General features: G+C 73.7%; 11 protein-coding genes. 4 read left to right on the forward strand and 7 right to left on the reverse strand.

Going from position 1 to position 12,311, the window contains the following annotated elements:
• Positions 1–53: 53 nt before the first annotated feature.
• Positions 54–596, reverse strand: a complete 543-nt coding sequence (locus QQM67_RS17665; protein ID WP_314174852.1) for a hypothetical protein — start codon at positions 594–596, stop codon at positions 54–56.
• Between the two features lie 178 nt (positions 597–774).
• On the opposite strand from QQM67_RS17665, the gene QQM67_RS17670 reads away from it, so the two are divergent.
• Positions 775–1,749 carry a hypothetical protein gene (locus QQM67_RS17670; RefSeq protein WP_314174853.1) on the forward strand — a complete coding sequence of 325 codons (975 nt, stop codon included), beginning with the start codon at positions 775–777 and terminating at the stop codon, positions 1,747–1,749.
• A 69-nt stretch (positions 1,750–1,818) separates the two neighbouring features.
• Here QQM67_RS17670 and QQM67_RS17675 read toward each other — a convergent pair whose 3' ends face one another.
• Entirely contained in the window at positions 1,819–2,202 is a 384-nt protein-coding gene (locus tag QQM67_RS17675; RefSeq protein WP_314174854.1) for a VOC family protein, read from the reverse strand.
• 46 nt (positions 2,203–2,248) lie between these two features.
• Positions 2,249–4,882 carry an outer membrane protein assembly factor BamB family protein gene (locus QQM67_RS17680; protein WP_314174855.1) on the reverse strand — a complete coding sequence of 878 codons (2,634 nt, stop codon included), beginning with the start codon at positions 4,880–4,882 and terminating at the stop codon, positions 2,249–2,251.
• A 769-nt stretch (positions 4,883–5,651) separates the two neighbouring features.
• Here QQM67_RS17680 and QQM67_RS17685 point away from each other — a divergent pair.
• Entirely contained in the window at positions 5,652–6,299 is a 648-nt protein-coding gene (locus tag QQM67_RS17685) for a TetR family transcriptional regulator (protein WP_314174856.1), read from the forward strand.
• A gap of 157 nt (positions 6,300–6,456) precedes the next feature.
• Positions 6,457–7,608: an NAD(P)-binding domain-containing protein gene (locus tag QQM67_RS17690; RefSeq protein ID WP_399066997.1), complete on the forward strand. Its 1,152-nt coding sequence runs from the start codon at positions 6,457–6,459 to the stop codon at positions 7,606–7,608.
• A gap of 22 nt (positions 7,609–7,630) precedes the next feature.
• Here the strand turns inward: QQM67_RS17690 and QQM67_RS17695 are convergent, their stop codons facing one another.
• On the reverse strand, positions 7,631–8,485 hold the full coding sequence (locus QQM67_RS17695) for an NAD(P)H-dependent oxidoreductase (protein WP_314174857.1): 855 nt from the start codon (positions 8,483–8,485) through the stop codon (positions 7,631–7,633).
• Positions 8,486–8,697: 212 nt separating this feature from the next.
• Here QQM67_RS17695 and QQM67_RS17700 point away from each other — a divergent pair, with 212 nt between their 5' ends.
• Positions 8,698–9,735: a GlxA family transcriptional regulator gene (locus tag QQM67_RS17700; protein ID WP_314174858.1), complete on the forward strand. Its 1,038-nt coding sequence runs from the start codon at positions 8,698–8,700 to the stop codon at positions 9,733–9,735.
• Positions 9,736–9,784: 49 nt separating this feature from the next.
• Here QQM67_RS17700 and QQM67_RS17705 read toward each other — a convergent pair whose 3' ends face one another.
• The 3 genes from QQM67_RS17705 to QQM67_RS17715 all read right to left on the reverse strand — a co-directional run bounded on the left by QQM67_RS17705 (position 9,785) and on the right by QQM67_RS17715 (position 12,302).
• Positions 9,785–10,204 carry a VOC family protein gene (locus QQM67_RS17705; protein WP_314174859.1) on the reverse strand — a complete coding sequence of 140 codons (420 nt, stop codon included), beginning with the start codon at positions 10,202–10,204 and terminating at the stop codon, positions 9,785–9,787.
• Positions 10,205–10,373: 169 nt separating this feature from the next.
• On the reverse strand, positions 10,374–10,835 hold the full coding sequence (locus tag QQM67_RS17710; protein WP_314174860.1) for an SRPBCC domain-containing protein: 462 nt from the start codon (positions 10,833–10,835) through the stop codon (positions 10,374–10,376).
• A gap of 51 nt (positions 10,836–10,886) precedes the next feature.
• Positions 10,887–12,302 (reverse strand): MFS transporter, encoded by a 1,416-nt coding sequence (locus tag QQM67_RS17715; protein WP_314174861.1) that lies wholly within the window; start codon positions 12,300–12,302, stop codon positions 10,887–10,889.
• Between the last annotated feature and the right edge of the window lie 9 nt (positions 12,303–12,311).

Raw genomic sequence — 12,311 nt, forward strand, 5'->3', positions numbered from 1 at the left:
CGCGGACGCCGGGGCCCCTTCACCGCCTTGACCTGACCCGTCGGGCCGGACCGTCAACTGACCGACTCCACAAGGCACTCGGAGACGTCGCCGACGCGCTCCGGATGCCCCATGCGAACGTCGACGGGCTCGGTGTCCCTGCCGCCGACCTCCACCTTCGCGAGACCCGAGTCGACCTGGGCCCCGGCTCCGTCGAGGAACTTCACCTTCACCCGGTAGGTCTTGGAGTAGCTCTTCGGGTTGCGGACCTCCACCACGGCCTTCGCCTCGCTCCCGCTCTGCGCCGCGCACCGCGTGACCGTCCCGGAGGCGGCGCCGTTGCGGGCGGCGCCGTTGCCGGCGCCGGTCGTCCCGGTGGTGCTGTGGTAGCGCCGCGAGCTGCGGCGGCCGCCGTCCGAGCCGTAGCCGTCCTTGCTCCCGGTGCCGTAGTCGGATCCGGCGTCGTTGCTGCTGTTGTGGCTGCTCGAACTCGAACTGCTGCATCCGCCTCCGCTGCCGCCGCTCCGGTGGCCGCCGCCCTTGCGGGCGGGGCTGAACCCGCTGATCGCCGCGAGGACGACGGCGACGACGGCGACGAGCTTGAGGTGACGCGGCATGGATGAACCCCCGATTCCGGCATGTCGTGTGAGGCGGACGCCCCCGTGCGGGGACGCCGCCGACTGGCCGGGGGGTTCCACCCGGCGTAACGTTTCGTGCAGGACGACGCACCCTGCGCGTCCCTCTGCTTCCCGACGGGAGAAGCACCCGCGGCGCCGGAAGCGAGGCTGAGAGCCGATGGCCCGGAACGTGTTCGGCATTCTGCTTGCCCTCGTCGGAGCGGCCGCCGCTGCGTGGAGCCCGTTCGCCACCTGGTACGGGGGGCGGCTCGGCCGCGACTTCAAGGTCGACGAGCTCTTCACCTCCACCGGCATCACCGGCACCCAAGCCGCGCTCTGGACGGGCCTGTTCGCGCCCATGCTCGGCGTCGCCGTGCTCACGCTGCTCGCGGCGCTGCTGCGCTCACGTCTGCTGGTGGCACTCGCGGGACTGGTCGTGCTCGGCTTCACCATCCTGTGGATGGTCCGCCAGGGGCAGGAGGCGGGGACCCTCACGGCCGGCGCCGGCGGCCTGGGCGAGGGCGTGGGCTACGCGATCGGCGGGGGCGCGCTGCTCCTCGTCGGCGCGCTCGTGATGCGCGGGCGACGGCGCGGGCGGCGCCGCAAGGGCCGCGGCGGGCCCGGCCGGGTGGACGACGGCCATGCCGCACCCCCCGCACAGGAGGACCAGGAGTTCTCCGAAATGCCCCAGCCGTACGGCCCGTTCGGGACGACCCACGGGCCGCACGGCGCGTACCGGGCGGACGAGGACTGGGGACCGTACGGGCGGGGCCACGATCCGTACGACGACGACGCCACTCCTTCCGAGGAGTGGGACCCGTGGGCGGCCGGCCGGCCCGAGCCCCGGCCTCCCATCGTCCAGCCGCTGCCGGGAGCGCCGGGTGGGCCCGGCGGACCGGAACGGCCCGGCGACCGCGAGGGGCACGGCGACGAGGACCAGCGCGACGAGTCCGGCGGACAGCCGCCGGACCAGCCGCCGGACCAGCCGCCCCAGGGTCCGCAGAAGCAGCCTCCGCCCCCGTCCCCCGGGCCGGGCGGCGGCACGGGCGGTACGGCCGGTACGGACGGCACGGGTGACGGCGACCGCGGGCCCCACGACACCCAGCGCATCCCGCGCCGCCCGGGCCGTTACCGGGGCGGCCCGTACCAGTGAGCGCGGCGCACGGGGCCTGACCGGTGAGGCAGCCCGGCACGGTCCACGGCCCCGGCCGGGTCAGGGCGCTCAGTGCCCCGGAAGGAACAGGCAGAACGGATGCCCCGCCGGGTCGAAGAGAACCCGTACGCCCTCCTGCGGCTGGTACTCCGCGACGGTCGCTCCCCCGTCGACGGCGTGCGCCGAGGCGACATCGAGATCGTCGACCTCGATGTCCAGGTGGATCATCATCTGCTGGTCGCCGGGACCGGCCGGCCACACCGGCCTGACGTGCTCCGTCTCGGTCTGGAACGAGAGCCCCGGCCCGCCGCCCGGTGCTTCGAGCATCACCCAGTCCGGCTCGTCCCACTTCACGCGCCAGCCCATGAGGTGGTGGTAGAAGTCCGCCAGCGCGCGCGGATCGGGTGCTCCCAGCACGATGCCCGACAGTCTCGTACGCGGTCTGCCGCTCACGGCGCCTCCTCGTCGTCCGTCGTCGCCCGGCGCGTGATCGCCGTGCTCAGGCCTGACGAGCCTGCCCCGTGCCCTTCGACGCGTCCAGCGCGTAGACGCAGCGGTCCTTGCTGCACGCGTAGACGACTCCCCGCTCCGCCACCGGCGACCCCGTGATCTCGCCGCCCGTGGCCAGCTTCCAGCGGAGCTGGCCGCCGACGGCGTCGAGCGTGTAAAGGCAGTGGTCGGCGGAGCCGAAGTGCACCCGCCCGTCGGCGACGACCGGAGCGCCCACCAGGTCGCCGCCCGCGGCGAACCGCCAGCGCGGTGTGCCGCTCACGGCGTCCAGCGTGTAGAGCGCACCGCCGCTGCCCAGGTGGACGAGACCGTCGGAGACGACGACCGGCTCCGTCGAGTGCCGGGCCTCCGTCGCGATCCGCCATCTGTCCTGACCGGTGACGGTGTCCACCGCGTAGACCGTGCCGAGGTAGTCGGCCAGATACACGCCACCGCCCGCGACCGCCGGGCCGTGCACGAAGGCGGGCGGGCTGAGGAAGGCCGCGGGTGCCTCGAAGCGCCACCGCTCCGCGCCGCCGGCGCCGTCCAGGGCATGGACGCGCGCACCGGCGCAGACGTACACCACACCGTCCTCGGCGGGGTTGAGCCGCAGCGGTACGCCGCCGGTGACCGAGGCGTCGCCGACCGGGTACGACCAGCGCTCCGCTCCCGTACGGGCGTCCAGCGCGAAGAGGCGGCCCTCGCCCCAGGTGTAGACCGTGCCCTCGTGGACGGAGGGCCCGCCCTCGCGGGTCTCGAACTCGGTCTGCGCGCCGCCCAGTTCCCACAGCTTCTCGCCGCTCGCCGCGTCCCACGCCTGCACGCCGCCGCCCCGCGTGCCCGTGACGACGGTGCCGCGGTCGACCTGGAGGGAGAAGACCCAGCCGTCGGTGGCCAGCCGCCACAGCTCGGAGCCGTCGCGAGCGTCCAGCGCGTAGAGGCTCGGTCCGTCGGAGGCGTGCACACGTCCGTCGGAGACGGCCATGGACCAGGCGACCTCGCGCGTCCTGAACCGGCGCCGTCCGCTCGCGACATCGAGCGCGTGCACCTCGAAGGAGGTGACGTAGAGCAGCTCGTCGGCGACGACCGGCGTGCCCCACACGTCGTTCGACATACGGAAGCGCCACGGGCGCCAGCGCTGCGGCTGCGCCTGGCCGCCGGCCTCCCCGGCCTGACCCGGCGCGGAGACCACTCCGGTCGGCCCGGCGAGCGGAGGCGGAGCCGCCGCGGCGGCGCCCGGGCCCGAAAGGGGCGAGTGCTGCGCACCGTTCGGCGGCCGCACCCAGCCCGTGGCGGGACCGGCCGACTCCGCTCGTACGTCCTCGGAGCGGCGCGGCCCGGGCCCGATGGGCACGTGCGAGCCGGGCAGCCGCACGGGAGCGCCGTCGGCGACCTCCGCGGGCTGGGCCGGAGGCGCACCGGCGGCGGCCTCGGCGGACGGCACGGGCGGCGCATGGCCACCGGCTCCGCCCGGTCCGGCAGCCGAAGCCGCGGGCTGCGGTGGATGCGAGGCGAGCGAGCCGACGGCCGACGGCCCACCCGGACCGGCCGGGATGGCGTGCCGGGGCCCGCCGTGGCGTCCGCTCCCGGCGGCGTGCGCGGGCGGCGCCTGCGTGACGGCCGGAGGCGCGGAGGCGGCGGACGGTGCGGGCCGCGAGCCGCGTCTGTCACCGGCTCCCTCCGCGGCCGCGTCCGGCGGCACCTCCGGCGGACCGTCCTGACGGTGCGCGGGCCTCCTGGGAGTCGGACGTGCCCCGCGCTTGCGCTCGATCAGGGCAACGGCCCCCGCGGGCAGCCACGCCGACGCCGTGCCGCTGTCGTCGCCTCCCGCGGAGAAGAGGTGCGGGGCGAGCTGCGACTGGATGTCGGCCGGCGAGGGACGCTCCTCCGCGGCCATGCGCATACAGGGCTCGATGAGCGGCCGCAGCTCCTCGTTCATCCCCTCCAGATCGGGGCCGTCGCGCAGCAGCATGAAGACCGTCTCGACCGGGTTCGCACCGTGAAAGGGCGCGTGCCCGGTGGCCGCGAAGACGAGGGTGGAGGCGAGGGAGAAGACGTCGCTCGCGCCCGTGACGCTGCGCGAGTCCCGCGCCTGCTCGGGCGACATGTACGCGGGCGTGCCGACGGCCACGTTCGTCATCGTCAGGCGGGTGTTCGATACGCCGGAGGCGATGCCGAAGTCGATGACACGGGGCCCGTCCTCGACGACGAGGACGTTGGAGGGCTTGAGGTCCCGGTGGACGAGCCCGGCGCCGTGGATGGACTGGAGCGCCTCGGCGACTCCGGCGGCGAGCCAGCGGACGGCCTGCACCGGCAGGGGCCCGCACTCGTTGACTATTTCCTCAAGGGAGGGCGCCGGGACGAACGCCGTCGCGAGCCACGGCACGGCCGCCCTGGGGTCGGCGTCGACGACGGCCGCGGTGTAGAAGCCGCTGACGGCGCGCGCTGCCTCGACCTCGCGCGTGAAGCGCACGCGGAACAGCTGATCCTCGGCGAGCTCGGTGCGCACCGTCTTGATCGCCACACGGCGCCCGGAGGCCGAACGCGCGAGATAGACCAGCCCCATGCCCCCGGCGCCAAGTCGGCCGAGCACCTCGAACTGGCCGATCCGTCGCGGATCGTGCTGCGTCAGCTGCTCCACCACTTACCTGCCACCTCCCCGTCGGGGCCACTCGACTCCCGCCCCGTGCAGCTTCTCACTGCCGTACCGGACACGCGGTCCACGGGCTGATTCTTCCTGCCCAAGGCGGTGGTTGCGAACCCGGGGGCAACCCCTTCGGGTCTCCGCAGGCCAAACAACGAAGCGCAAGGCCGCATTCCAGTCTCTGTCCCGGTCCCGAGGCCGGTCCCGAGGCCGGTCCCGGAGCCCGTCACGAAGTCGGTCACGAAGCCGGTGGCCGCGCACGCCGGCACGGCACGTACTCGGCACCCGGCGCGTGCGCCCCCACCTCACGCCGGGCCCACTGCCGCGGGCCGGCAGGTCACCGCCACGGCACGGAGGGGCGGCGGACCGCCCCAGGCGGATGTCTCTGCCCGTACGGCCATGAGCTGTCTGCCTCCCCTGCTTCGCCCTGTCTCTGTCGCTGCCCCTGCCCCGCCCCCCGGCGTGTGCGGACCATTCCGCCCGTACGGCACGCTAGCCGCGTTCTGGAGCGTGCGCAGGCCGATGATTCGAACGCGCAGTGTTCTGCCCTCCGGTCGTCCTCCGGTCCTCCCCCGGCCCGGTCCTGTGTACGCCGGGCCGTGCACCGGCCGGTACGCCGGCGGCGCTCCGGTCCGCACCGGGCCCGTCCTCTACGTCTGCCCGCTCGCCGCGTCCGGACCACCCCCGTATCCGGGACGATGCCGAACGGTGCCACCCCATTTGCATGCGGCCGAATCGCGCGCCCGTTCCCCGTCGATAAGCTGACGGCATGACAGGACAAGTTCGAACCGTCGACGGGCGAGTAGCGGGGCGCCGCGGGCAGGCGACGCGGCAAAAGCTGCTCGACTGCCTCGGCGAGATGCTCAGCTCGTCGCCGTATCGCGATGTCAAGGTCATCGACGTCGCCAGGAGGGCGGGCACGTCCCCGGCGACCTTCTACCAGTACTTCCCGGACGTCGAGGGCGCCGTCCTCGAACTTGCCGAGTCCATGGCCAAGGACGGGGCCGCTCTCAGCGATCTGGTGACGGACCGCTCGTGGGCGGGCAAGTCCGGCTGGCGCACCGCGGAGGAACTCGTGGACGGGTTCCTCGCCTTCTGGCGCAAGAACGACGCCATCCTGCGGGTCGTCGACCTGGGTGCGGCGGAGGGCGACAAGCGGTTCTACAAGATCCGCATGAAGGTGCTGAACTCGGTCAACGGGCCGCTGACCGAATCCATCAAGGACCTCCAGGCCAGGGGCCGGGTCGACAGCGAGGTCAATCCGGCGGCCACGGCCGGGGCGCTCGTCATGATGCTCGCGTCCGTGGCGAGCCATCAGAAGGGCTTCCAGACCTGGGGCGTCAGGCAGGCGGAGCTGAAGCCGAATCTGACGCTGCTGGTCCACCTCGGTGTGACGGGCCGCAAGCCCACAAGATGAACCGTTTTCCCAACCACCCCGAAAAACGTTTCTCCCTCGCGCTCGGCCCTGGCCCCCGGACGTCTCTCCACGCCCCGCCCGGCAGCGGCCTCCACGTGCTCTTCCCGTGACTCTTCCGTGACGGGAACACCACGCCGCCAGCACTAGGCTCTCCGTCATGCCCATGACCGACGACGGAGTTCCCGTACACATCATCGGCGCCGGTCCCGGCGGTCTCGCCACGGCGGCCGCACTGCACGAACGCGGCATCAGCACCGTCGTACTGGAGAAGTCCGCGTCGGTCGCGGCCTCCTGGCGCGCCCACTACGACCGGCTCCGGCTGCACACCACGCGCCGCTGGTCGGCTCTGCCCGGGCTGCCCATACCCCGCTCGTACGGGCGCTGGGTCGCGCGCGACGACTTCGTCCGCTACCTGGAGAGCTACGCCGAGCACCACGGCATCGAGGTGGCCACCGGCGTCGAGGTCGACAGCGTCGAGCGCAGCGGCACCGACTGGGTGCTGCACGCCAACGGAGGGCGGCGACTGAGCACGCCCGCCGTCGTCGTCGCCACGGGCTACAACCACACGGCGCGCATGCCGTCCTGGCCGGGGCGCGAGGAGTACGAGGGCGTGCTGCTGCACGCCTCGCGCTACCGCAACGCGAAGCCGTACGCCGGCAAGGACGTGCTCGTCGTGGGCGCGGGCAACACGGGGGCCGAGATAGCGGCGGACCTCGCGCAGGGCGGGGCCTCGCGCGTGCGGCTCGCGGTGCGCACCGTCCCGCACATCGTCCGCCGCTCGACCCTGGGCTGGCCTGCGCAGGCCAACGGCATCCTCTGCCGCCGGCTGCCCACGCGGCTGGTGGACGGGCTCGCGGCGCGCATGGCGAAGATGGCCGTACCCGACCTGTCCGCGCGCGGGCTTCCGCGGCCCGACACCGGGCTGTACACGCGGGCCCGGCAGGGCGCGATCCCCGTGCAGGACGTGGGGCTGATCGCCGCCGTGCAGAAGGGGAGCGTCGAGCCCGTCGCGGCCGTGGAGTCCTTCGACGGAGCGAAGATCCAGCTCGCCGACGGGACGTCCGTCGCCCCCGACGTCGTGATAGCGGCGACCGGCTACGTGCGCGGGCTGGAGGACCTCGTCGGGGGCCTCGGCGTGCTCGACGACGCGGGGCGCCCGCTGGTGCACGGCGGCCGGACCCACCCGGAGGCCCCCGGGCTCTACTTCATCGGCTACACGAATCCGCTCAGCGGCATGCTGCGGGAGCTGTCGCTGGACGCGCAGCGCATCGGCAAGGCGATCGCGCGGGCGACGGCCCGGCGGGCCTGATCCCCGGCCCCGGCAGGCTGTCCTAGCAGGCCGTCCGCGCGGGCCGTTCGGACGGTGCGGGCGACGCGTGGACGGTGAGGCCGGCGGCTCCGGGCTCGATCCACGGCCGGAGCGTGAGGTCCTCGTCGTAGTCGCCGCCGTTCTCGCTGCGGTACGGCAGCGGTTCGGCGTCGGGGAGGGCGCGCAGCCGCTCGCGCAGGGCGTGTACGTACTCCCGGTGCTGCTCGGCGGTGAGCCGGTCCGCGCCGTAGACGACGAAGGGCCGCAGCGCGGACATGCCCGTGTACCAGAACGTGCCGTGCAGCACGGGCCAGAGCACGTCGTCGATGTGGCCGTGGATGCCGCGCGGTCCGAAGCCCGGCTCGCGGGCGCCGACCGTGGTGATCACCATGGCGCGCTTTCCGGCCAGGCCGCCCTCGCCGTAGCGCAGGGTGCGGCCGTCGGCGCCCTTGAGCCCGAAGGCGAAGCCCTGCACGAGTACGCGGTCGAACCAGCCCTTCAGGATGGCGGGCGGCCCGAACCACCACATCGGGAAGTGGAAGACGACGGCGTCGGCCCAGGCCACCTTGCGCTGCTCCGCGCGGACGTCGTCGCTCAACTCGCCTGCGGCGTAGGCCCGTTCCTGCTCCGCACCGACGGTCAGCCGGGAGTACCCGGAGGGCGGGTCCGTACGGGTGCCGGCAGCGGGCTCCGGGCCGGTCGCCGCCGAGGACGGGCGTACGTCCCCGGCGTCCAGGACCGCCTTCCAGCCCATGGCGTACAGGTCGGAGACCCGCGTCTCGTGGCCGGAGGCGGTCAGCTCCCGCAGGCCCGCGCGCATGAGGGAGGCGTTCAGGGAGCGCTGCTCGGGGTGGGCGAAAATCCAGAGAACCTTCATGGCTCCGATGCTGCGGCGCCCGCGACCGCGGAACGAGTGGCCGGATGGCCAGCATATGGAAGAATCTGGCCATGACTCCGGCCACTGAGACTCCGGCCACTGAGACTCCGGCCACTGAGACTCCGGCCACTGAAACTCCGGCCACCGAAACTCCGGCCACCGAAACTCCGGCCACCGAAACTCCAGGCACCGCGGACCACGCCGCGAGGGCGGTGAACCGCCCGGGTGACGCCCTCTCGCCGTTCCACGGCGACGGGCGCCACCGCGTCGCCGTCCTCGTGCGCCCCGGTGTGATGCCGCTCGAACTCGGCCTGGTGCACCAGATGTTCGGCGCCGCGAGGAGCCCGGAGGGAACCGGCGGCGGCGGGGCACCGCTGTACGAGGTCGTCACGTGCACGCTCACGCCGGGCCCGGTCCGTACGAACGCCGACTTCACCGCGTACGTGGCACACGGCCCCGAGGCCCTGGACGAGGCGGACACCGTGATCCTCCCGGCCACGCACGAGGAGGACGACCCCGAGACCGCCGGACGCCTCGGCGCTCCCCTCGCCGCGGCCCTGCGCCGCATCCGCCGCCCCGGCACCCGCATCGCCTCGATCTGCACGGGCGCGTTCGTGCTGGCGGCGGCCGGCTGGCTCGACGGCAGGCGAGCCACGACGCACTGGAAGTCGGCCGAGGACTTCCGCCGCCTCTTCCCGCGCGTCGACCTCGACCCGGACGTCCTCTACACGCACGAGGACGAGCTGCTCACGGCGGCGGGCGAGGCCGCGGGCATCGATCTGTGCCTGCACATGATCCGGAGCGATCATGGCGCGGCCGTCGCCAACGACGTCGCGCGCAGCACCGTCGTGCCGCCCCACCGCGAGGGCGGCCAGGCGCAGTTCGTGCCGCGGCCCGTGCCGGAGCCCTCCGTGCGCTCCTCGACGGGCGCCGCGCGCGCCTGGGCGCTGCGCCATCTCCACCGCCCCCTGTCGCTGCGCGAGCTGGCGCAGCAGGAGTCGATGAGCGTACGGACGTTCACACGCCGCTTCCGGGAGGAGGCCGGGCTCACGCCGGTGCAGTGGCTGACGCGTCAACGCGTGGAGCGGGCACGGCAGTTGCTGGAGGAGACGGACATGCCCGTGGACGCCGTCGCGGCACGCTCCGGCTTCGGCACGGGCGCCTCGCTGCGGCAGCACATGCAGGCGGCGCTCGGCGTCTCCCCGCGGGCCTACCGGGCCACGTTCCGCGGTCAGGGCGCGGACGCCTGAGGCGCTGCCCCGCGCACCGTCGCCAAGCGATGTCCCGCAGCGCGGTGGGTCATCGCGTGGCGGGCGACGCCGCGACGACCATCCACGGCACGCCGAAGCGGTCGACGCACATGCCGAACGCCGGTGAGAAGAAGGTCTCCGTCAACGGCGCCGTGATCTGCCCGCCGTCGGCCAGCGCGCCGAACACGCGGCGGGCCTCGACGGCGTCGTCGACCGAGACGCTGACGCTCATGCCCCGGATCCCCGCGAACTCCCCCGTCGGGTCGTCGGAGCCCATCACGTAGGCACCGTCGGTGGTCAGGGCGGCGTGGAGGATGAGGTCCGCCTGCTCCGGCGGCACCGGCTCCTCCGACGGCGCGTCCGCGAACGTCAGGAGCACGAGGTCCCCGCCGAGGATCTCCTTGTAGCGGGTGAACGCGTCTCGGCAGTCTCCGGCGTAGAACACGAAGGGTCGGTAGTCGGTCGCCATCTCGCTCGCTCCAATCGGTGCCGCGTGACTCTGCCATGTCCGACAGCGCGACTTCCGCGAATTCATCGGTGGAGCAGGGACGGACACACGCCGCCGCGCACGGCGCCGGGACCGCACGGCACCTCGTGGCAGGGCCCGCATCGCCCGACGCGACGTCGGCGAGGGCTGGTTACCGCTCGACGTAGGCGGCGAGGTTCGCCAGGGAAGAGGCGAGCCCCACGGCGTGGTCCTCCGCGGAGACGCCGTCCGGGACGTCCTCGGCGACGATGTCGACGCGCGTCCCCGCTTCCGAGGCGGTGACTGCCCAGGTCATGGTCATCGTTCCGGCGTAGGCAGGATCGTCGGAGACGAAGTCCACCGCCTGCACGACCCGCACGCCGGGGACGACGTCGACGAAGCGGGCCTCGACGATGTCGGAGTCCTCGGTCGCCTTGCCGGGTGCGCCGGACGCGTCGGAGTAGGTCAGCACCAACCGGAACGACCCGCCCGGCCGGGCGTCGAATCGCTCGAATCTGCCGGTCATCCCGGCCGGAGGGAGCCACGCCGTGAGGGCCTCGCGATCGACGAGCGCATCCCAGACGCGGCCGGGTTGCGCAGCGATCACCCTCGACGCCCTGTCCGTGCGTGGCATGGCGCGAACCTAGCACCCCCCGCGTGCGCCTCACATGGGCCGGGGACGGCGCTACTTCGTGGGCACGCCCACGGTCTCCGGCTCGCCACGGCCCCGTATCACCAGGGCCATCAGCGCGGCCGTGCCGCACAGGGCGCCCGAGGCGATCCACGCCACGTCGTAGCTGCCGAAGGTGTCCCGCACCAGGCCCGTCAGGAACGCGACGACCGACGCGCCGACCTGGTGCGACGCGAGGACCCAGCCGAAAACGATCGGGCCCGTCTCGCCGAAGTGCCGGCGGCACAGGGCGATGGTCGGCGGGACGGTGGCGACCCAGTCGAGCCCGTAGAAGACGATGAAGAACAGCATCGACGGGCGCACGCTCTGCGCGAAGAGCATCGGCAGGAAGAGCAGCGAGACGCCGCGCAGCGCGTAGTAGACGGCCAGCAGCCTGCGCGCGTCGAAGCGGTCGGTGAACCAGCCGGAGGCGACCGTGCCCACCAGGTCGAAGACGCCGATCACGGCGAGCAGGGACGCGGCGGCGGGCACCGGCATCCCGTGGTCGTGTGCCGCGGGCACGAAGTGCACGCCGACCAGGCCGTTCGTGGAGGCGCCGCATACGGCGAAGGTCCCGGCCAGCAGCCAGAAGACCTTGGTGCGGGCGGCGTCGTACAGCGCGCGGAGGGCGCGCCTCGCGGCGCCCGGCGGTGCGGGCGGCGGCGTGACGTAGTCGGGGCCCGCACCGTACGGCAGCAGCCCGGCGTCCTCGGGGCGGTCGCGCAGCACGAGCAGCACCAGCGGCACCACCGCCAGCGCGGCGAGGGCCACGGTCAGCGACGCCGCACGCCAGCCCGGGCCCTCGACCAGCAGGGCCACGAGCGGCAGGAAGATCAGCTGCCCCGCGGCTCCGCCGGCGGTGAGGATGCCGCTGACCAGACCGCGCCGCTCGATGAACCACCGGCCGGAGACCGTCGCCGCGAAGGCGAGCGCCATCGAGCCGGTGCCGAGGCCGACGAGGAAGCCCCAGCACAGGACGAGCTGCCAGGTCGCGTCCATGAAGACGGTCAGTCCGCTTCCGGCGGCGATCAGCAGCAGCGCGCCGGAGACGATGCGGCGGATGCCGTAGCGCTCCATGAGGGCGGCGGAGAAGGGCGAAGTGAGGCCGTAGAGAAGGACGTTGACGGAGACGGCGGCGGAGACGGTGCTGTGCGACCAGCCGAACTCCTCATGCAGCGGATCGATGAAGACGCTCGGCGTCGCACGGAAGCCGGCCGCCCCGACGAGCGCGACGAACGAGACGGCCGCCACCCACCAGGCGCGGTGCACGCGCGCGAGCGGGTGCCGGCCCGGGCGCCCGCGCGCCGGTCGCGGGCCCCCCTGCTCCCGCTGCCCCTCCCGCTCGCGCTCCTCCCGATCCTGCTCCTGCTTCTGCTGGTTCCGCTGTCCGGTCACTGGCTGGGCCGACGGCTCGGTCACTGGTTCGGTCACGGAGTCAGC

It is taken from the genome of Streptomyces winkii (genome assembly GCF_032248595.1).
GTDB lineage: Bacteria > Actinomycetota > Actinomycetes > Streptomycetales > Streptomycetaceae > Streptomyces > Streptomyces winkii.

Bases quoted from the DNA above. Each gene is read 5' to 3' on its own strand.
- QQM67_RS17665 (WP_314174852.1), bottom strand. From the start codon at position 596: ATGCCGCGTCACCTCAAGCTCGTCGCCGTCGTCGCCGTCGTCCTCGCG.
- QQM67_RS17670 (WP_314174853.1), top strand. From the start codon at position 775: ATGGCCCGGAACGTGTTCGGCATTCTGCTTGCCCTCGTCGGAGCGGCC.
- QQM67_RS17685 (WP_314174856.1), top strand. From the start codon at position 5,652: ATGACAGGACAAGTTCGAACCGTCGACGGGCGAGTAGCGGGGCGCCGC.
- QQM67_RS17690 (WP_399066997.1), top strand. From the start codon at position 6,457: ATGCCCATGACCGACGACGGAGTTCCCGTACACATCATCGGCGCCGGT.
- QQM67_RS17695 (WP_314174857.1), bottom strand. From the start codon at position 8,485: ATGAAGGTTCTCTGGATTTTCGCCCACCCCGAGCAGCGCTCCCTGAAC.
- QQM67_RS17705 (WP_314174859.1), bottom strand. From the start codon at position 10,204: ATGGCGACCGACTACCGACCCTTCGTGTTCTACGCCGGAGACTGCCGA.
- QQM67_RS17710 (WP_314174860.1), bottom strand. From the start codon at position 10,835: ATGCCACGCACGGACAGGGCGTCGAGGGTGATCGCTGCGCAACCCGGC.